Origin of the sequence: Morganella psychrotolerans, from assembly GCF_001676155.1 — a bacterium.
Lineage (GTDB): Bacteria > Pseudomonadota > Gammaproteobacteria > Enterobacterales > Enterobacteriaceae > Morganella > Morganella psychrotolerans.
On sequence record NZ_LZEW01000001.1, the window covers coordinates 1006083 to 1026590 of the forward strand.

A 20508-nucleotide genomic window follows, 5' to 3' on the forward strand; every position below is an offset into this window, starting at 1 on the left:
TACGGGTATATGTCAGGAATGAGGAGATACAGATGCACCCGTTGGTCGATAAGATGATAGCTGAGATAGTCGGAACTGCCCGTTCTCATAATGAAGAAGAAGTCGATGTCAGTGTACAGGAGAGTTACAACCGGGTGCAGATTCAGGTTAATATCGCAGAGAAACCGGTAATGGATATTATCCTGAACCTGAACCCCGTCACTTAGACGCGCGGGCGCTTGCGGTAAAGCCACAACCCCGGTACCGATAAACCAATTGACAATGCCCCGACAACAAACGCCGCCCGCAGAAAATTATTCACCAGCATCTCAAGCAATTCAGGCGTATAACCCGCCTGTGATAGTTTGACAACAGCCAGCATCGCCATATAAGCATTAATCCCGGGAAACATCGGGATAATCGCCGCGACCGTAAATACTTTCGGATGAGCCAGCCACCAGCGTGACCACTGAATACCAATAATACCAACAAGTACCGATGCCCAGAATGTGGCTGTCACAATATCAAAATCTGCTGCCATCAGGATAAACCGGCTGCCATGACCAATTGCGCCCAGATAAGCACAATATTTCAGCGCACGTTTCGGCACATTAAAGACCATCGCAAAACCGACCGCAGGGATCGCCGCCAGCAGCATGTCCTGCATCAGCGCGGTAAAAAAAGAGAGTACGGCCATCATATCCAGTCCCTCAGACTACCGAGCGTTATCGCCATAAAAATACCGATACAGGTTGCCAGGGTCAGCAGGCTCGCCATCGCCCAGCGCGCCAGCCCTGTATTCACATGCCCTTTAAACATATCCGCAACTGCATTAATCAGCGGGAAGCCCGGCACCAGCAACAAAACACTCGCCGCCATTGCAATGCCCGATGTTGCCGTAAACAGCGGGAGCTTCAGCATAAGCCCTGCCACCATTGTGGCAGAAAAGGCGGTAAAACAGAAATTGATCAACGGATTCATGTGCCGTGCTGTCAGCACCTGACGGACATACATTGCACAACCACTGGCAACAAACGTGACACAGGCTCCGTCCCATCCGCCTTTGTTCAGTTTACAGAAACAGGCGCAGGAGAGTGCGACCATCAAAACCATGACCCAGCGCGGATAACGCAGCGGCTTAATATGAGCGAGTTTTTTCTGTACACCTTTGTAATCCAGATGTCCGTGTTCCGCGAGGATCACAACATGCTGTACCTCTGTCACCACATGCATATTAATACCGCGATCCACCACCTTGCGCGTGGAGGTCATGCAGTGCCCGTTAATAATCGTCGTCAATACAATGGCATTCGCTGAAATAGCACAATCTACCTGTTCAGCCCCGAGTGCTCTGCCTGTGCGCACCGCCAGCTCTTCCACCAGCATACTTTCCGCGCCGTGCTGCAACAGCAGTAACCCGCTCTCAATACATAACCGGGTAATGGTCCGCTGTGTATCGACTGAAATCTCTTTCCCCTGCCCCATAGTTTTACCGTTAGCCGTTGATGGTCTGACTTTCCCGCTATTCTAAATCTTTGTATTAACAACTCACTGGGTTTGATCAAGAGTTTGAATAATAATTTGAACAACCGTCTGACCAATAAACGGCCACCCTTTGTATTATTGTCAGTATGGCAGCAAAGGCAGCTATTGAGCAATCCTCCCCGGCGTGGTTAAATCAGGGCTTATATCACTACCGGAGCCTGTTTCTGTTATGTCATCATCCCCGTCACCCTTAACCCCGAAAGGGCAGCGTCGCCGCCATGCTATCCTCACCGCCGCTGCAGATGTCTTTATTCTTCATGGCTACGAGGGAACGACACTGGATATGATTATTGAACAGTCAGGCGGGTCACGCTCCACACTTTATACCTCGTTCGGGGGAAAAGAAGCGCTGTTTCTGGCGGTGATCGAACACCTTATCTGCGGAATTTTTGAAGACGGGAAAGATACCCCGGATATTGCCCCGGAGCCGGAAGCACTGTTATACGACTGCGGCAGACGTTATCTGAACAGCATTGTTCATCCGCAATCACTCGGGCTGTATCAGTTGATTCTTGCGGAATCCCAGCGCTTTCCGCAAATCAGCGAGCGCTTTTATCAGGCAGGACCTCAGCGGACATCACTGCAATTAGCTACCCGCCTGAAAACTATCCCCGGGATAGATGCATCACCAGAGATATTACAGGCTGTCGCCGCGCGTTTTCTGGAAATGCTGAAAGCAGATCTTTATCTGCCGGTATTCAGTCAGCGCCATGAAAAACCCACTGCCGAATTTATTGAAAAACAACTGCCGTTATCCGTTGAGATAACGGCCTGCTATATTCGTCACCACCTGACCTGCCAATAAGCAGCGGTGACAATCAGCATCTGCGTTCAGCCATTCAGTTCAGCGGCTTTTTCGCGCGCGGTACGCAGATCGTCTGCAACAACAACCGGCACACCATAAATGGCGGATGCCATAGGTGCAAATTGTTCCAGCTCCGCTTTATCCTGTACATCCGGGTTCACGGTCAGGATCATTGCCCGGCAATACTCCGTCATTTTGTCCTTTCCGGTTTTTAACCAACGACGGACATATTTGCGGGCATCCATATCTTCCTGAGTATCCGGTTTTTCCTGTGCGTCTTTCGGCGGATAAATCAGTGAAAAAGCGGCCTGTTTTTCCAGCAACACATCCAGCTCTTTAACCCACTGCTCTGTTTGTGCCATATTTTCCGGGAATGAAAGCATAGTCACTACCGGAAATTCGCTGATATCCATATGAATAAAGGTAAATTCTGACATAAAAACTCCGAATCTTGTTTTGTATTTATTAGTACAGTATTCGCCGATTGATCGCATGTCAACAAATAAGAATGATTTTCACTTTCATTCGCACGAATTATCCGGATTTTCCTGTTACGCCTTCCTTTTCCATCCACTGCGTAATTATGTGGTTTTTACTTAATATCTACGTAATTATGCTGACATTCATATTATTCTTATATATAAGACAGGATAATTCAGGGCATAGTGACTAATTATTCATACTTGCCCACCCTACCTACAATATAAGGCTTATAATGAAAAAACTGACGTTAATTTCCCTGGGATGCCTGTTTTCTTTGACCGCATTTGCGGCAAATGCAAGCAATGTGTGTAATGAGTACTTCACCGAGATAGACGGTATGGTGAAACTCGCAGAGCAGGAAGCGAAAGGGAATGCCGATGCCACTGCACAGGTGAATGCAATGAAACAACAGCTTGTGACAGCCAAAACACAGATCCAATCTGTCCCGCAGGAAACACAGGATATGGCATGTCAGCAAGGGCTGGATGCATTAAAGGAATTCAAAGCCGCAGCAGATAAACAGTAATTGTCCTCTGTTTGACCTTGTAAATAATTCTGTTGTATTGAAAGAGGCCCGCAGCGGACCTCTTTCTGTTTTGGATTCCGGGTACGGTCAGCGCACAACCAACACCGAAATCGGCGCATGTGCCACAATTCCTGATGCGGTAGAGCCAAGCAAATGGGTGGAAATGCTCGGATGGCGGGAACCTATCACAATAAGATCCGCCTTTATTTCTTTTGCTTTCGCAAGAACTTTATCCCGTGGTGTGCCGTAATCGACAAAATAGCTCACCTGCTCCGCAGGCAAATCAATTTTTGCGGCAATCACCTTTAATTCTTCTTTTGAACGCTCAACGGCTTTATCCGCAAATGAGCTCAAAAGTTCATAGTGATAATTATAACTTATTGAAAATTTGGAAATATCAGGCACAGAATGAAATAACATCAGTTTTGCCTGCGACATTTTTGCCAGATATACCGCGTGTTTAAGTCCGTTACTGGTCAATACATCTTCTGTCACATCAATAGGAACTAATATCATTCTATACATACTATCCCTCATTATTGATTAATGTGTACCTGACTTGAGTATAGATGGCACCGGACAAATAGCCGTGCCCGCTATCATATTTCTGATAAACAGCGCTTATTTGCGGGTGGTACTTAAACAAAGGAGGAAAACATATCCGGCGATAGTCTATTTATCACCGGATAACAATATCAGCAGATAGCGATATCAGCGGACAACCATGACAGAAACCGGGGCGTAACGAACCACACCACCGGCGGTTGAGCCTAATAAATGGGTGGAGATATTCGGGCGACGGGAGCCGATAACAATAATATCAGCATTGACCTCTTCAGCAGCCTGAATAATTTCATCCCTTGGTGAGCCGAAGGTAATCGTATACGCCAGACGCTCAGCCGGCAGATCAATTGAGTCCATCAGCATGCGTATATCTTCTTCCGCTTTGATCGTCGCTTTATCTTTTATTTCCATATAACCCAGTGCATACGCATTAATAATCGCGGATGAAATAGGCAGGACGTGGACAATATGAAGCTTCGCCCCTGTCTCTTTTGCCAGATAAAGGGCATGGCGGACAGCTTTACTGGTTAATTCTTCTTCTGAGATATCAACCGGAACTAAAATGATATTATACATACTGCCTCCTGTTACGGGTCATGCGATATACCACCACTATAGTAAATTTCACTGAAAATATCTGTGAGATTGATACCGTTACCTCTTATTTATCAGTGATTATCTCAGTCTGTAAAATTAACCGGTTACGGATAAACCTGACATAGTCAATTATTTCATGGGCGGTTAATCCGACCGGACCAATTCCGGCTGCCACACATTCATCTGCTGCCGCGCCATGGAGCCAGACACCGCCGCAGACAGCCTCCTGCATGGGCAATTTTTGTGCCAGCAGGCTACCGATGATCCCTGACAACACATCGCCGCTCCCCGCCGTGGCTAATCCGCTGTTACCGCTGTAATTACACCACAACGCGCCATCCGGGGATGCCACCAGGCTCCGGTGCCCTTTCAGAACCACCCAACAGCGGTATTGTGACGCGAGTGCCTGTGCTGCCCCAGCGCGGTCTGCCTGAATATCAGCCACAGTGGTATGCAAAAGGCGGGCAGCTTCCTGCGGGTGCGGGGTTATCACACCGTTGTCATGCAGTATTGTTCCCGGCGTTCCGGCAAGGATTGTCAGCGCGTCCGCATCCAGAACCAAAGGCTTATCCGTGACCAAAAATGCGTCCTGCGCCAATTGATAACTTTGTGTATTCAGTCCCAGACCGGGACCGGTCACCAGCGCAGTAATTGCCTGAGCGTTCATTGGGTCACCTGTCGTTCTCAGCATCAGCTCCGGTGCATTTTCAATAAACGGTAATGGTAATTGTGGCTGATTAAAACGAAGAATGACTTTGCCGCAACCGCTTTTCAGCGCGGCACATCCTGCCAGAATAATGGCGCCACTCATGCCCTGCGCTCCGCCTGTGATACTCAGCGTGCCAAATGTGCCTTTGTGACTGTCTGCGGCACGCGGTGTTTTCAGCGCCGGATAATTACTGGTTATCGTATTGATATCAATGCGGTTCATATTATTAACCTTATCGCAGGACACGGATTGTTATGTCAGTATATTAATCATTATATACCCAACGTCATTCAGAATGCAGGCTGGCGGGCTTAGTTCCGCCTACGGACCTGCTGTCTGAATGAATAAGGGGATAATGAGGAATGAAAAAGAAACTAGGGTAGTAACCGTCATTTCTGGTATTCTTTGCCGCTGATATATCGGGACAGATAAAATAAAACGGTTGAGGTTAACCATGAATAACGCATTTAAAACTGAAAACGAAATTGAAGCATTAGCAGCGGAAGTCACCTGTTTAAAAGCACTGGTAACATATTTACTGAAAGCGGTAGGCCAGGCTGATGCCGGTCGGATTATCGTTAATATGGAACGTCAGATCAGTGAGATTGATGATGAGCACTTATCTGAGACGTTTAAAAAATACTATCGCTCAGATTAAAACGGTTTACCGGAAATAATTCTGCTGCCTGGCAATAAATGCGATTCATTCGTAATGCAACAAATCGCTAAAGAGAGGAAGAAGTATTCTTGTTACTATAAATTTCCTGTACTAAATACCCTTCCTTTTATTTTTTGATTTATTCCGCACGCTGTTATACAACGTGCGGATTTTTTTATCTTCTTACCTGCGTCAGTGGTTACATCTGTGAGGGTTTGATCTCTTTCAGTAACCGGATGGCAAATAACCCGAGCACGGCAACACCCGCCACCAGCACACCCCACAACAGCCAGGTTTTCCAGGCAAACGGGGAAGCCGCCTGAGGTGCCGGACGGAGTTTTTCTTCCCCGCCCAGCGTTCTGAGCTGCTCTGATACCGTTGCAGACGGCAACTCAGCCTGGTTTTTCAGGGTATTTTCCGGCAGCATCTGTGAAAGCGGCATAAATACCGGCTCCGCATTATAAGCCCCCCACGCCAGAAGATACGGTGCCGCACCCTGTGCATTAAAGGTCAGATATTGCGCATATTTTATACCTGTGACCTCCGGCGGCTGATCACGCCAACTGCTGTTAATTGCAGTCAGGCGCAACTGCCGGACAGGCTGGTCATTGAGCATAATATTGGCATTGTGGCTTTCCGCGCCGTTATCCTCCAGCGAAAACAGCACCTGATTTGCCAGCGGTAACCATTTGCCGTCAGTTTCTGTCCGGTACTCAACCCGCACCGGCAGTACGGTATTTTGCTGTGCAATATTAATCTCCAGCCGGTTCAGATACTGAATATTCGGCAAACTGTAAATCACCGCCCCGTCCGGCTCTGCACTATGTTCAAAAACAAAACGATTCACATCCCGGCGCTCAACAGTCTGCAATCCGGTGCCTTCTGCTTTCGTAATCAGCGGCGGTGTCTGCCCGTTATCTCCCGTAACGGATAGCAGCCAGTACGGTGCTTTTCTTTCTGATGCACTGACCGATGATGGGATCATTATTTGCTGAGCCAATAAGGTATCTGTGCCGGATGTCAGATCCATCAGCGGGATATCACGCGCCACCGGTGACCAGTTTTGTTTATCATCACTGCGGTAGAGGGTGGCTTTTGCCTGCATATTACCGGTTTGCGCCGGCCAGGTCAGACTGACCTCACGCAGCGGCAGTGCCAGCGGCTGATGATTGTCCGGCACCAGCAGATACGTCGCCGTTGCCGGGCGTAACAGCGTTCCCGCATTATCATTGTAGATAGTCAGTTCTGTGCCGTTATCCGCTTTCAGACGAATTTTACGATCGTCCTCATTCCCCTGCGCGCGGGTCTGTGAGAGCGGATAGATAATAAACCGGACTCTGATTGTTTCATCGGTTGTCTGTTTTGCTGACGTCAGTGCCACCGGAACAGAATGACCGGTATTATCAAACACACGGATATCCCGCAGATCCGGCCGGGCGCTGTTCAGATAAACATTCTCCGGCACGGTCAGCCGGTAGAATGGTGCATTGCCGCCCTGCAAAACCATTTCAGCGCCCTGATTAAAATCATTCAGAGTCAATGTCTGCGCCGGTGTTTCTGCCCGGGAAAATGACGTCACTGATGCCAGAAATGCAGTCAGGATCATCATACCGCAACGCCATCTGCGATGATTTATTGCATTATTCCCTGAATTCATCCGTTATGTTCCTTATTAGTATAGTTGCCTGTCGCCACTTTCGGCGGTAGCGGGGAAAAATACCCCACAACCAGGATAAGCAGCGCAACACCGATAAACGCAATTGCGCGGGCAAGCCCGCTGCTCTGGTTCATATCAATGACAAAAAGCTTAATTATCACCACCGTCAGTGTAATCGCACCCGCCAGCCACAAGTAACGTTTATGGTAACGGGTGGCGCTTATCATCAGGATCACGGCGGTCAGCGCCCAGATAATCGCCAGTGTGGTCTGAATAAACCGGGACTGAATCAGCGCCTGTGATGTCCATGCCGTACCATCAACAAACGCCAGCGCGCGTATAAGTATCCCGTTTGCCCACCAGATACCCAGCGCAATAACGGTAAAGCCCAGCCACCGGACAATATCTGCCCGGTAACGGACTTTCGGTCGTGTCCGGATAAGCGCATTGCGCAGGCTCCATAACGCCGCGATACCGAATAATCCCGCTTCATCAAGCGGATTAAGCAACGGAATATACGTCCAGAGAGATAACTGACCATCCTGAATATTCCCGCTGATAAGCATAATCACAAGTATAACCACCAGCGGATACAGACACTGCCAGTAAAGCCCGGCATGCTTGTCCATCGGCGGCAGCGGAAGATGCTGTAATATATAAAGCGTAAAAATGATGCCGCAGATTGCCAGCAGATTAATAAAATAGATCCATTCATCCATACCCCACGGCAGGCGGTTATCTACCCACAACACTTCTGCCAGCAGCAAACCGATCAGCGTCCACAGGGTCGCACCGTGTACCAGATTACGGACAATCTGCGGAACGTTTTCCGGCAGAAGACGAATAAAGTTCACCATACTCGCAATAATCAGCAACCAGATAAAACTGCCGTACACAGAGCCCATAGGGTGATTACCGATGCCAATGTCTCCGATAATGGTCAGAAGACTGAGTGACCACAGGAAGCCGATGCAATAATACAGTTGAGTCCACTGCACTCTGCGGGCAAGGAAATACCAGCTCCAGACAGAAATGACCAGTCCGGTCAGCAGGTATTCCTGCGGCGACAGGAAATTCCCCGCCGGTGACAGCCACGGCAGCATCCATAACCACAATCCCCAGACTATCATTGCCAGGACAAGTAACAGAACCGAAACGGATTTACTGCCGGAAAGTGACCGGTAGTGATGATGCAGCGCACCTGCTGTCAGCAACCCTGCCCACTGAAAGATGTACATCCACATACTTTGCTGTGACCAGTAAATGAAATCCATACTGTACAGAAGAGAGGCAAAACCAAACAAGACCAGCCCTGTTCCGCTCAGGACAGAAACCCGCTGTTTTTGCAGGCAGGCAAACCACAGGATAGCCAGCCCTTCAATGGTCCAGACAACTGATGTCCACTGTGCCGATAATGCCAGCGGAACGGCAAGAGAAATAAACCCGGTGCTAAGCAGTAAAAAACCGAGTGAGAGACGATGCCCGGATTCCCGGAAACGGCGCAGGCTGATAACCGTCAGCACCATATAGATCAGACCAAAGCTCAGCGAGGAGATAGCGGTTCCGAGGTAAAACGGCAGTGTAATCGCGTATTGCAACGAAAACGCCAGGATCGGTGGCGCAAACAGTAAAACGGAATCCACCGTCAGTTGTTTGCGGTTCCCGTCAGTCTGCATGTGGAGCCTTGCGTACTGCTGGGTCATCAGTCCATAAAGGATCAGGTTCAGAATAATAAAAATCTGGCAGCTCAGATAGTATTCCGGCTGGTAACTGTTTACCCCCCAGGCCACACCGATAATAAAGGTAAAGGCAAAGCCGATAATATTGAGCAACCGCCAGCCCTGCCAGTGATTCATCACCAGAATGGATACGGAAAGCATCAGGTAATAAGAGAAAAGCGCAATATAGTTTCCGCTGCCGGTTGAAAGCAATACCGGTGCGGCATAACCTCCGATCACGGCAAGAACCGCCAGACTTACCGCGCGCTGCACCACAGCAAAAAAGACAGATGCCATGCAGATAATCACCATCAGTAAGAGTGCAAAAGCAGGCGGCAGGAACTGATATAATTTATAGGCAGCAAAAATAGTGATGTAGAAAGCGCCCAGACTGCCGCCCTGAACGACCAGGCTGTACAATCTGTTTTTATCGCGCACACGCCAGGCGATGATGAACAGCACAACAGACAACGTTCCTGCGCCGATCAGCCGGAACTCCGGCGTCAGCATATTGTTTTCGATACTGAATTTCAGCAGATAGGAAAGCCCGACAAACAGCAGCAGAATACCGATTTTTGCCAGCACATTGCCGTTAAGCAACCACTGGATGATATTTGCAGCGGGATTATTCCGCTCCTGAATATCACCGGTATTTCCGTCATAAACAGGTGGACGATTAACCGGTTCCACTGTTTTTGTTATGGCAACCGGTGCAGGGGTTGCAACCGGAGGCGCTTTCTCTGTCACCGCCTGCATTGAATACGGCGCAGGCGCGGGTTCAGCGCAGACAGCAACTGTTTCAATTTCTGTTTCCGGCACTGGTTCACCGGAAAGGTAACGCTTCAGTGCTCTGCGCAATTCTTCCGTTTCTGCGCTCAGGTCACTCACTTTATCTTTCAGCTCAGCTGTACGCCGTAATGCCGTATACGCGATAAACGGCGTAACGATAATAATGGCCAGCAATACAAAACCACCGATGAGTAATGAATCCATATTTATCCTGTTTGTCAGCCGCCGGTACACAGCGCAGATAACATTTGATTTCAGTTAAGTACCATTCTGCCTGTTTTACTGATGAAAATCCCGCAGAGCAATGCGATATTTAACAAATGCAATAAAATTCTGCCATCCGCCGTTAATCCGATGTGAAAACACAACCGGACAAAGCCCGGCATCTGTTTCACACTTATTTTAACCAAAATTCATTTTTACGGACTTTAAATGTTGACTGCGGTCACAAAAACGGGCAATTTTCAGATACAGATCACAACAACACAAGGATATCTGCCATGCGATTTTTTGCCCGTTTCTTAAAAGAATTAGACAAGGTTACTGCGTCCTTCTGTGTGGTCGCATTTTACCGTAATCGTCTCTGAAGCAGCTTCTTATCTGTATTCATAAACACCGTACCGGTTAAAATCAAATTTCCGTTTAAATGTTAAATTTTATTTGCAATGAAGATTGACATACATCAACCAGATGTTAAAGTAACCGCATCGCATTGTAAAAACGCAATAATAAGAACGCAATTATGTTACCTGCAATAAAAAAATATCAGACGTTTTATCTCAGAGCTGAACAAAATCGCCCGTATTATATTCTGAAGATAAGCGCACACTACTTTCAGGCTCCCTTCGCGGAGCCTTATTTTTTTCTCTCCATACCCCATCCGGCACCGAAAGATTTATACCCTTATTCATTCAAACTACAGGCTCGTTGGCGGAACGATACCCGCCGGGTCACATAGTTTCCCTATGCTCCCCGGCGGGCGGTGCTTGCCGCCTGCCTGTATCTCGAATGACGTTGGGTATATACTGGCTGCATTATTTTTTTGCGAACAATGCGAACAAGGAGCTATTGTCGTTATGCAACATGACATCCAACGTCTGAGAAGAATCCGCCAGACCCCGCAAATGCGTGATCTGTTCCGGGAAACCTCACTAAGTCTCAATGACCTTGCATTACCGATTTTTGTCGAAGAAGGTGCCGACGACTATAAAGCTATCGCCAGTATGCCGGGCGTGATGCGCATTCCGGAAAAACGCCTGGCGTATGAGATAGAGCGGATAGCAAAAGCCGGGATCAAATCAGTGATGACGTTTGGTGTGTCACATCACCTTGACGCCACCGGCAGCGACGCCTGGTCAGAAAACGGGCTAGTTGCCCGCATGTCCCGCATCTGCAAAGAAACTGTGCCTGAAATGGTGGTGATGTCTGATACCTGTTTCTGTGAATACACCAGCCACGGGCATTGCGGTGTGGTGCATGACGGTGTTGTCGATAATGACGAAACATTGCATAACCTGGGCTTACAGGCTGTTATCGCTGCACAGGCCGGAGCTGATTTTATTGCGCCATCTGCGGCGCAGGACGGACAGGTCCGCGCGATCCGTCTGGCACTGGATGCCGCCGGTTTCCATAATACCGGGATTGTGTCTTATTCGACAAAATTTGCCTCTGCCCTTTACGGCCCGTTCCGCGATGCCGCCGGTTCCTGCCTGAAAGGCGACCGCAAAACCTACCAGATGGACCCGATGAACCGCCGCGAAGCTATCCGCGAATCACTTACCGATGAGCAGGAAGGTGCGGATATGCTGATGGTTAAACCAGCCGGGGCTTACCTTGATATCCTGCGTGATGTGCGTGAGCGTTCAAACCTGCCGCTGGCGGCTTATCAGGTGAGCGGCGAATATGCCATGATCAAACTGGCCGCGCAGGCCGGGGCTATTGATGAAGAACGTGTGGTACTGGAAACGCTGGGGTCAATCAAGCGCGCCGGTGCTGATTTGATTTTCAGTTACTTTGCCCTGAGTCTGGCAGAGAACAAGATCCTGAGCTGATTGTTTAAAATATCACATTTGCTGAAAAATCCCGGTTCGCCGGGATTTTTTTGGGCTGTGCCGCATCCTATGATAATTTTTCTTCCAGAAATGCCTTCAGTACATTTGCCTGATTATGTTCTTTATCTTTTGCAGCAAATAGTAACGTCAGATTACCCTGCCCCGCTTTTACCACTAACGGCTGCCAGGATTCAGGTCTGTCTTCCAGTTCCTGCCGGTAACGTCGCTCAAATTCGGCGAATTGCCCCGTATTGGCATGAAACCACTTGCGCAGTTCTGTATCAGGCGCAACGCCTTTATTCCATTCATCGTAATGAAGATCTGTTTTTTTTGATCCCTCTTGGCCACAGGCGGTCAACCAGAACCCGGTAACCATCACTCTCAGTGACCTCATCATAAACCCGTTTACAGAAAATCATGCCGCCACTCCTTTGTACTGTTTTTCATGTGCCAGCAACCAGGCTTTACGCGCAGTACCTCCCGCATAGCCGGTCAGTTCGCCATTTTTACCTGTGATACGGTGACACGGCACCAGTATTGATACCGGATTCATTCCATTTGCCCGCCCCACCGCCCTGACAGCCTGCGGACAGGATAATATCTCCGCCAGCCCGCTGTACGTCTGTGTACTGCCGAAGGGAATACATTGTAATTGTGTCCAGACCTGCTGCTGAAAGGGCGTGCCGGGTAACACCAGCGGCACCGTAAAACACTGTAATTTACCGGAAAAATAGTTCTGTAATTGTGTTTCCAGCAGAATGAGATGCGTATTGCTCCCGTCGGTAACCGCCAGGTTCAGACGCCGGGCGACCAGTGCGAGGGTATCTTCCCGACGGTTGTCCTCAAAAAACTCCAGAAAACAAATGCCGTGCTCAGTGGCAGCCGCAGACATATCGCCCAATAGCGTATTGAATTTTGAACGAATTATCATCATGGCTCCCCATATTCACAAGCATGACCTGGTAGGTGTACTGTTTTCTTTACAAAAATGGACAATTTTTAAGCTAAAATTGATTTGATTGTGTTCAACTTCTTTTGAGCAAAAACTTGATTGAACTCACACTAATGAGTAAAGTGCATCTCAACGATACAACGTGGACTGTCCACTTAACTGTATCAGTTTGTATAATGAAATAAATATCACTCACCTGAATATTAAACATTATTTTTTAAAATAATGGAGGAATTGTTATGGCTAAATTAATCAAATCTACAAAAACAACTTTCGATCGTATTACTGATGCTGTTATGACAATTTCTGTACCGCACTTCTTTTAATTAGCGATACTATTGCCGGTGCTGCCTGATACGCAATTATACCCTTATTCATTCAAACCGCAGGTGCGTTGGTTACACTCAGCTAGCCGCCTTCCTGCATCTTGAATGACGTTGGGTATATATGTGTGTATGCAGTACAAAAAAAAATCGACAGCCTGTAAGCTGTCGATTTTTTTTATAACTTAGTCAGATAAAAAAACAGATTATTGTGCGCTCTTCGTAATATCCGGTACTTTTGCTAAGTCCGCAGCAATTTTAACGGTTTCATCAAGATAGGCATCAGGTCCTTCATAATCTTTCGGCAATGCCTCCAGATTCAGAATAGGTTTTTTACCTTCACGCGCATAACGTTCGTTAATACGCTTGAGCCGGGTCGCTTCCAGCTCTTTATCTTCTTTATCACGCTTGGCAAAATTGAGCGAAATAACATCCTGCGTTGCTTTATTGGCTTTATAGCGTTGCAGATCTTCATGGATATAACCAAATTCAGGATCTGTTTTCGTCCGCTCCTGATATTTCAGTGCAAGCTCAGGTACGGCTTTACTGACCACATCGACAGACTTGTATTCCGCAGGCGTAATACTGTCCCACGGCAACGCGTTATCTTCAAAGCTTTCGCCGATATCATCATTATCAAAGCCGGTCGGCATAATAATATCCGGTGTAACGCCTTTACGCTGCGTACTACCGCCGTTGATACGGTAAAATTTCTGGATAGTGTACTGAACAGAGCCTAAATCCGGCCATTCCGGACGCAGCATCTGGTCGTAAATCCGGCTGATCGGCCGGTGCTGCTGCACAGTGCCTTTACCGAAGGTCGGTTCACCGACAATCAGCGCACGTCCGTAATCCTGCATAGCAGCGGCAAAAATTTCAGAGGCCGAGGCACTCAGTCTGTCGACCATGACCACCAGCGGACCTTTATAGTAAATAACATCATCGGTATCCGCATCCTCACGGACACGACCATTGTTATCACGTACCTGAACCACCGGACCACTGGTAATAAACAGACCGGATAAATCCACCGCTTCTGTCAGTGCACCGCCGCCGTTACCGCGCAGGTCGATAATCACCGCATCCACTTTCTCTTTTGCCAGCTTCTGCAACTGCGTTTTGGTGTCATTGGTCAGACCGACATAAAAGCCCGGAATATTGAGAACGGCTACTTTCTGAGAACCGACCTGTTTAATGGTCATTTTAGCAGCGCGGTCTTCCAGGCGGATCTGTTCGCGGGTCAGCGTCACAATACGTGGCTTCGCACCTTTGGTGTCACCCAGTACTTCAAGGCGGACTTTACTGCCCTTCGCACCTTTGATTTGTGAAACAACATCATCCAGCCGCCAGCCGACCACATCCACCATTGCTTTACCGGTCTGACCTACCGCGAGGATTTTATCCCCGACGGCAAGTTCTTTACTCTTGAGCGCAGGACCACCTGCAACCAGTGAGTTGATCACGGTATAATCGTCATCCATACGCAATACCGCACCGATCCCTTCAAGGGAAAGGCTCATTTCTGAGTTAAACTGCTCTGTATTACGCGGAGAGAGGTAACTGGTATGCGGGTCGATTTCACGCGCAAACGCCGTCATGATCAACTGGAATATATCTTCACTTTTCGTCTGTGTCAGACGTTTAAGCGCATAGGTATAGCGCTTTGTGAGTGTTTCTTTAATTTCTTTGTCATCTTTGCCGGATAATTTCAGGGCCAGCCAGTCATATTTGACTTTGGCATCCCACAGATTATTCAGCTCAGCTTCTGTCTGCGGCCACGGCGATTTGCCTCTGTCCGTAGCAATAACATCGTCACCATCAAAATTCATCGGCTGCTTCAGACGGGCCAGCGCATATTCAAACCGCTCAAAGCGGCGCTTCTGCGACAGGTTAAACAGCTCATATAACGGCTGTAATTCCCCTTTCTGAAGGTAACTGCCGACCTGCGATTTATTTTTACTGAATGCAGCCACATCAGAGGCTAAAAACACATTATGGCTGTAATCCAGTAAATTCAGGTAACGTTCAAGAATTTTTGCTGAAAACTCAGCATCTAACTGAAACTGACGGTAATGGGAATGCAGAAACCGGGAGGTTACGCGCTCACTGACCGTCGAGTGCTCCGGAGCCTGCTGTGTATCCGGTAGCTGACTCAGTTTCACATCCGGCAATGCAGTTGTGCCGGTTTTGGCTATCGTGTTGCCGGTTAAACTAACTCCGATGAGCAACGCCAGGGGTAAAAATTTGTTCATGCCTTGGTTGACTCCGTATCAGAATTTTAAGTGTTCCGCACGTACGATCATTGCCAACCCTGAAGGTAGCTGAACACGTACACCATCTTTGGTGATTTCGAGGACCTGCGCATCCATAACGCCGGATCCTACCGTCACCTTCAGCTTCTGCCCTACAGTCAGTGCCTGAATATCCGTAATCGGAATCAGTGCAGGCTGAGGTTCGGCACGGGGCACGCGTGGTTTATTACGCGGCGCACTCCGGGTCTGTGGCGGCTGAGCAGTTCCGGCATTCGGCGCTTTAGGCTGATCCGGGTTATGACGGCGGGCGCTACCGGCGGCTTTATCAGCCGTACGCGGTTTTTTCTCACCGTTCTGCTCACGTTTTTGTGCACGCTGAGCCTGAACCCGCGCTTTGGCTTCTGTTAACTGAATACGGGCATGTTCAACATGTTCCGCTTCCAGTTCGCCGCAATCGTTACCATCCAGATCAACACGTTTTGCTCCCTCTTTGACGCCATAAAGGTAACGCCAACTGGAGGTATACATCCGCAGTGCGGTACGTAACTGTGTTTTACTGATGCCGTCTTCTTCGGTGATACGACTAACAATATCGCGGAAGATGCCGATTTTCAGTGGGCGGGCTTCCCCTTCTGCTATAAAGCAGAGCGGGAAACGCTGAGCCAAAAATGAAATAATTTCTTTACTACTATTCAACTTGGGTTGATTTTCCATGAAGTTTCCTGATTACAACGGGGCTTTGCCAACCAGTAGGCATGAACAGGCGACATTATAATAGTGTTGCAGACAAATGCTATGCTCCTGTGAGCCTAACTTGCGATCATTTCACGATATTTTGGCATAACGCACGTTGCCAGATGTGCGCAGAGCGCGTCATTCAAGGCTTTAAGGCCGATTTCATCATTATTATCAAAACGATTAAAAATCGGGCTGTCGATATCCAATACACCAATAATCAGATTATTTACACACAGAGGTAACACAATTTCTGATTTACTGGCTGAATCACACGCGATATGGCCGGCAAAATCGTGTACATCCTGTACACGGATTACCCGGTATTCAGACACCGCCGTTCCGCAGACTCCCCGTCCGACAGGAATACGGACACACGCCACTTTTCCCTGAAAGGGACCCAATACCAGAGTGTCACCCTGTAAAAGATAAAATCCCGCCCAGTTTACGTTATCCAGCTCGTCAAAAAGCACGGCACTGACATTAGACAGTGTCGCTATCACATCTTTTTCATCGCTGATAAGCGAGGTTAAACGGCGGGTCAAATCCTGATAAAACGCAATTTTATTCATGTACCACACTATATTACGGATTAATACACCAGCTAAGATAATGGTTAATTTATATCAAATTACGGGGCGACCCTATAGGAATATTACAAATCCTTGCGTAATTAAGGAAAAAAGCAGGAAAAGTGCATTATATACACTACATAATTCGGGATGCGGGCAGACGACAAGGGATGACAGACAGGAGATACGGATAAACTATGTGACCCGGCGGGCTTTGCGCGGTCAACACCCGGGCATTCTGAAGTATGACGGACGGATATATACTCTAAATAATTCCGGATGCATGCAGGCGACAAGCGAAGACTGACGGGGAGCATACATCAGTATGTGACCCGGCTGGCTGAGCGCAGTCAACACCCAGGCATTCTGAAGTATGACGAGTATAAAAAAGAGACCGGATAAAGTCCGCTATCCGGTCCAGGGAAAAAGGCTCGCAGCGAGCCATGCGCTAAAATTGCCATTGAAAATATCTTACAACCTACATAATTAAGATTAGCTGATTTATTTACATATACAATGTATTTATTTATCAAATCATTAACATGTATCTATTTTAAATAGCTTATATTTCAGTGAATTAATTAATAACCTGATATCAATCGTTAAATTTCATAACTAATACAGGTTATTTCTCACCGCACAGCGCCTCAGCAGCTTCAATGACAGGGGTAATATCCATCTGTTTTTCTGCATTATCCGATCGCTTTAATATAATAACGGAGAGATCTGTCACCTTTATTTTTTGCGCCTTCGCCTGCTCTGCTGCCACGTCATTGAGCGGATAAGACATCAGCGTCGACGGATTGATGACCCACAGCGCATTGCCTTCACGGCAATTGATCATCACCTCTTCCCGGGTAAAGGGCCAGTTTTCACCAAACTGAAATTTACTGATGGTCTTCAGTGGTGCAGCCTGCGCCGCACCGACAAGTAAAAGAGGAATTAACGCCAGTGCTTTCATTATATTATGTCTCATCTGTCTGCCGGTATGCAGCCCGCTTATCACGCAGGCTGATAGGTTGCAAAAATGGCCACCATTAAAATGGCAAGTGTGCCGAGAATTATCTCAACCCAGCAATTAATCATCAACAGGCGAAAGCGCCCTGATTGTGCTATTTTCGGGACAATGATATAGCGGTTAATCACCGCCAGTACCATCATAGTCAGTACCAGGCTGATTTTCAGCCACAGCAGTGCCTGATAATCACTGCCGCTGAAATGTGGCCAGTCCGGCAGCAGCAACACCGTACTGACAATCCCAGTCGTCAGCACCAGAAAAACCGCAACATGCCCCCAATTTGAAAACCGGATCAGTGTGGCCGTCACTTCTTTCGGTAAACCATCGGCAAGGGAAGCACGGCGCAGAAGTATCAGCAGGCAAACCAGAAACGGCCACAAGCCACCGAACCAGTATGCCGCGCTCAACAGATGAATAACCTGTACTATCTGATGAAGCCGCCCTATCCAGCCGCTGTGGAGTACCCCGTGTCCTGTGAAGGCATGCAGTGACAACATCACGGCGGCACACAGCAGAAACAGAAAACTCTGTTTTCGCCCTGACGGCAAAAATAATCCGGCTGTCAGAATGGCAGCAAACACCAGTTGCCAGCGCCAGACCTCCCCGAATGCCGTGGAAAGCACCGCAAGGATAATATCCGGATCCCGCATATCAGCCCAGCCATCTCCCATAAGTGCGCCCTGTAACAGCAGCCATAATACGGTTGTCAGTACAGTAAAAACCACCGCTGCGTGCACTGTATTATGTAACCGTGCACGCAACAGAACGGCGACGCGATCAGATGCCGGTAGTACCGAAAAAAGACCGCATCCGGCTGACAACATAAGAGAGACAAAATGAATGAAGCGGCTGGTGACCAGCAACGCTTCAGGTGTCAGAGTCATTGCGCTGTTATTTCACAGTAAACTGATAGTTACCGTTGGTTTTATGACCATCAACGGAAACCACTTTCCAGTCAACATGGTACAGACCCGCAGGCAGGGTTTCCGGCAACGGCAGAATGAGCTGAGTGTCATTGTGTTCGTTCAGAGCCAGCTTACCGGTGGCAACGGCGTTATTTTGCGCATCTTTTACACTGATTTTACTGAATTTCAGTTCGATTCCTTCGGAGAAATCCAGTGCAATATGCTCAGGTGCTTTCGCAACTGATGTATCAGCTGCCGGTTCGAGTGCTTTAATATGTGCATGAGCCAGCGCCTGCTGGCCGGATAAACCGACAAACAGAACAACAATTGCAGAGAGTTTGCGCCATTGCGCGGTCAGGGTGGTTAACATAATGGTATGCCTCATTTTTTTGCAGGTGATGTAATTATGAGGAACATACTAGCGTAACCGGCAGGCTTGCGGAAATCATCAAAACAAAAAGCGTTTTTTTTGTGATCAGCGCCACAAATAAAAACCACACAGTTATCAGTTAATTATGATAATTGTGTGGCTATATCCTTGATTCATTCAACCTGCAGGTTCGTTGGCTGCATCCTGAATGATAAACAAATCAGCAGGCTGATGGATCAACGGCCATACGCGCCAAATCTTTATCCAGCAGGAACAGTGATTTTCCGCTGTCACCCACCATTGCGAATTTATCCAGAACAGATTTGAATAATTTCTCTTCTTCATGCTGCTCAGACACATACCATTGCAGGAAGTTAAAGGTGGAATAATCTTGTGACGTCAGCGCAACATGAGCCAGTTTGTTAATTTCCTGTGTGATTAATTTTTCATGCTCCAAGGTCTGCTCAAAAATTTCACTGACAGATTTGAATTCTGACGGCGGTGCCTGAACCGTTCCCAGCAGCGGCAGTGCGCCGGTGTCACTGAGGTAATTAAACAGGCGGTGCATATGCTCCATTTCTTCGGCAGCATGGGCTTTCAGGAACGCTGCAGCGCCTTCGTAACCTTTATCCGCGCACCATGCACTCATCTGTAAATATAAGTTTGAAGAATAGAATTCCAGATTCAGCTGGGCATTCAGTTGTTTAATCATATCCGGTTTTAACATAGCAAACTCCTGTGCGGTCGTTTATTTCATCATCTGCGGTCATTATGCACACTCCCGCAGGGAAGAAAAGCGCTATTTAATATATTCACAACATATTGAAAACAAAATAATTTTGTAAAGATAATCAGAATAAATCGCATTCTCTTTCTGCTGGTTCAGCCGCCGTATTATTTCAGGGTATTTTCCGGCAAAAACGTCCGCTCTTGCAGATCCGGTGCAACTCGATTAACGTTATACCCTCACCGCTATACCCTCACCAAAAACAGGAGCATATTGTGGGTTATAATCTGGCAACACTCAGCCATGAAGAAATGGACAAAATTAATGTGGATCTGGCGGCATCCGGCGTGGCATTTAAAGAGCGCTATAATATGCCGGTGATTGCAGAACAGGTACAGCAGACACAACCTGAAATACTGCGTCCGTATTTTGCTGAACGCCTGGCGTTTTACCGTGCGCGGAGTGTGCACTTCTCCCGCCTGCCGTACGAGCCGAATAGTAAGCGATAAGGGCCCGCCTGAGCGCGCCCTTCTATACCCTTATTCATTCAAACTGCAGGTTCGTTGACTACGC

21 protein-coding genes and 2 pseudogenes are annotated in these 20508 nt (G+C 47.9%); 6 read left to right on the forward strand and 17 right to left on the reverse strand.

All coding sequences use genetic code 11. The features are described 5' to 3' along the window. Positions 1–32: 32 nt before the first annotated feature. Entirely contained in the window at positions 33–206 is a 174-nt protein-coding gene (locus AYY16_RS20530; RefSeq protein ID WP_166417015.1) for a hypothetical protein, read from the forward strand. Here the strand turns inward: AYY16_RS20530 and AYY16_RS04920 are convergent. Next, positions 203–676: a threonine/serine exporter gene (locus AYY16_RS04920; RefSeq protein ID WP_067364712.1), complete on the reverse strand. Its 474-nt coding sequence runs from the start codon at positions 674–676 to the stop codon at positions 203–205. The two genes, AYY16_RS20530 and AYY16_RS04920, sit on opposite strands and share 4 nt — an antisense overlap. Continuing rightward, positions 676–1464: a threonine/serine exporter family protein gene (locus AYY16_RS04925; protein WP_067362810.1), complete on the reverse strand. Its 789-nt coding sequence runs from the start codon at positions 1462–1464 to the stop codon at positions 676–678. The genes AYY16_RS04920 and AYY16_RS04925 overlap by 1 nt, the downstream gene beginning before the upstream one ends. A 229-nt stretch (positions 1465–1693) precedes the next feature. On the opposite strand from AYY16_RS04925, the gene AYY16_RS04930 reads away from it, so the two are divergent. Continuing rightward, positions 1694–2329 (forward strand): TetR/AcrR family transcriptional regulator, encoded by a 636-nt coding sequence (locus AYY16_RS04930; RefSeq protein ID WP_067362813.1) that lies wholly within the window; start codon positions 1694–1696, stop codon positions 2327–2329. Positions 2330–2355: 26 nt separating this feature from the next. Here the strand turns inward: AYY16_RS04930 and AYY16_RS04935 are convergent, their stop codons facing one another. After that, positions 2356–2766, reverse strand: a complete 411-nt coding sequence (locus tag AYY16_RS04935; RefSeq protein WP_067362817.1) for a hypothetical protein — start codon at positions 2764–2766, stop codon at positions 2356–2358. A 278-nt stretch (positions 2767–3044) separates the two neighbouring features. Between AYY16_RS04935 and AYY16_RS04940 the strand changes: the two genes are divergently transcribed. Next, the gene (locus AYY16_RS04940) at positions 3045–3338 is read left to right on the forward strand and encodes a DUF5339 domain-containing protein (protein ID WP_067362819.1); all 294 of its coding nucleotides are present in this window, start codon (positions 3045–3047) and stop codon (positions 3336–3338) included. 87 nt (positions 3339–3425) lie between these two features. Here the strand turns inward: AYY16_RS04940 and AYY16_RS04945 are convergent, their stop codons facing one another. The 3 genes from AYY16_RS04945 to AYY16_RS04955 all read right to left on the reverse strand — a co-directional run bounded on the left by AYY16_RS04945 (position 3426) and on the right by AYY16_RS04955 (position 5430). Then, the gene (locus AYY16_RS04945; RefSeq protein ID WP_067362822.1) at positions 3426–3863 is read right to left on the reverse strand and encodes a universal stress protein; all 438 of its coding nucleotides are present in this window, start codon (positions 3861–3863) and stop codon (positions 3426–3428) included. A gap of 186 nt (positions 3864–4049) precedes the next feature. Beyond that, on the reverse strand, positions 4050–4478 hold the full coding sequence (locus AYY16_RS04950) for a universal stress protein (protein ID WP_067362825.1): 429 nt from the start codon (positions 4476–4478) through the stop codon (positions 4050–4052). A gap of 85 nt (positions 4479–4563) precedes the next feature. Beyond that, positions 4564–5430, reverse strand: coding sequence for an NAD(P)H-hydrate dehydratase (locus AYY16_RS04955; RefSeq protein WP_067362832.1), 867 nt, complete (start codon positions 5428–5430; stop codon positions 4564–4566). A 232-nt stretch (positions 5431–5662) separates the two neighbouring features. Here AYY16_RS04955 and AYY16_RS04960 point away from each other — a divergent pair. Further along, positions 5663–5885 (forward strand): annotated as a pseudogene (locus AYY16_RS04960) (DUF2594 family protein). 180 nt (positions 5886–6065) lie between these two features. Here AYY16_RS04960 and AYY16_RS04965 read toward each other — a convergent pair. Both AYY16_RS04965 and AYY16_RS04970 read right to left on the reverse strand, forming a co-directional pair. Next, entirely contained in the window at positions 6066–7475 is a 1410-nt protein-coding gene (locus AYY16_RS04965; RefSeq protein ID WP_223861133.1) for a DUF3999 domain-containing protein, read from the reverse strand. 44 nt (positions 7476–7519) lie between these two features. Then, positions 7520–10234, reverse strand: coding sequence for a DUF2339 domain-containing protein (locus AYY16_RS04970; protein ID WP_067362837.1), 2715 nt, complete (start codon positions 10232–10234; stop codon positions 7520–7522). An 872-nt stretch (positions 10235–11106) separates the two neighbouring features. Here AYY16_RS04970 and hemB point away from each other — a divergent pair. Then, positions 11107–12081, forward strand: a complete 975-nt coding sequence (hemB, locus tag AYY16_RS04975) for a porphobilinogen synthase (protein ID WP_067362846.1) — start codon at positions 11107–11109, stop codon at positions 12079–12081. A 67-nt stretch (positions 12082–12148) separates the two neighbouring features. On the opposite strand, the pseudogene AYY16_RS04980 reads toward hemB, so the two are convergent. The 9 genes and pseudogenes from AYY16_RS04980 to ftnA form a co-directional block, all read right to left on the reverse strand. Continuing rightward, positions 12149–12500, reverse strand: a pseudogene (locus AYY16_RS04980) (DUF488 domain-containing protein). After that, the gene (locus AYY16_RS04985; protein WP_223861132.1) at positions 12497–13015 is read right to left on the reverse strand and encodes a methylated-DNA--[protein]-cysteine S-methyltransferase; all 519 of its coding nucleotides are present in this window, start codon (positions 13013–13015) and stop codon (positions 12497–12499) included. The pseudogene AYY16_RS04980 and the gene AYY16_RS04985 overlap by 4 nt, the downstream one beginning before the upstream one ends. A gap of 547 nt (positions 13016–13562) precedes the next feature. Beyond that, positions 13563–15608, reverse strand: coding sequence for a carboxy terminal-processing peptidase (gene prc, locus AYY16_RS04990; RefSeq protein ID WP_067362849.1), 2046 nt, complete (start codon positions 15606–15608; stop codon positions 13563–13565). Between the two features lie 18 nt (positions 15609–15626). Beyond that, the gene (gene proQ / locus AYY16_RS04995) at positions 15627–16322 is read right to left on the reverse strand and encodes an RNA chaperone ProQ (RefSeq protein WP_067362851.1); all 696 of its coding nucleotides are present in this window, start codon (positions 16320–16322) and stop codon (positions 15627–15629) included. A gap of 95 nt (positions 16323–16417) precedes the next feature. Continuing rightward, positions 16418–16915 (reverse strand): GAF domain-containing protein, encoded by a 498-nt coding sequence (locus tag AYY16_RS05000; protein ID WP_067362854.1) that lies wholly within the window; start codon positions 16913–16915, stop codon positions 16418–16420. A 625-nt stretch (positions 16916–17540) separates the two neighbouring features. Continuing rightward, positions 17541–17891, reverse strand: a complete 351-nt coding sequence (locus tag AYY16_RS05005) for a YebY family protein (RefSeq protein WP_223861131.1) — start codon at positions 17889–17891, stop codon at positions 17541–17543. Positions 17892–17917: 26 nt separating this feature from the next. Further along, positions 17918–18817, reverse strand: coding sequence for a copper homeostasis membrane protein CopD (copD, locus tag AYY16_RS05010; protein WP_082970591.1), 900 nt, complete (start codon positions 18815–18817; stop codon positions 17918–17920). Between the two features lie 7 nt (positions 18818–18824). Beyond that, positions 18825–19211 (reverse strand): copper homeostasis periplasmic binding protein CopC, encoded by a 387-nt coding sequence (gene copC / locus AYY16_RS05015; protein ID WP_067364723.1) that lies wholly within the window; start codon positions 19209–19211, stop codon positions 18825–18827. Positions 19212–19428: 217 nt separating this feature from the next. Beyond that, on the reverse strand, positions 19429–19935 hold the full coding sequence (gene ftnA / locus AYY16_RS05020) for a non-heme ferritin (RefSeq protein WP_067362856.1): 507 nt from the start codon (positions 19933–19935) through the stop codon (positions 19429–19431). A 275-nt stretch (positions 19936–20210) separates the two neighbouring features. On the opposite strand from ftnA, the gene AYY16_RS05025 reads away from it, so the two are divergent. Further along, complete coding sequence (locus tag AYY16_RS05025) at positions 20211–20444, forward strand: DNA polymerase III subunit theta (protein WP_067362858.1); 234 nt, start codon at positions 20211–20213, stop codon at positions 20442–20444. The last annotated feature ends 64 nt before the right edge of the window (positions 20445–20508 follow it).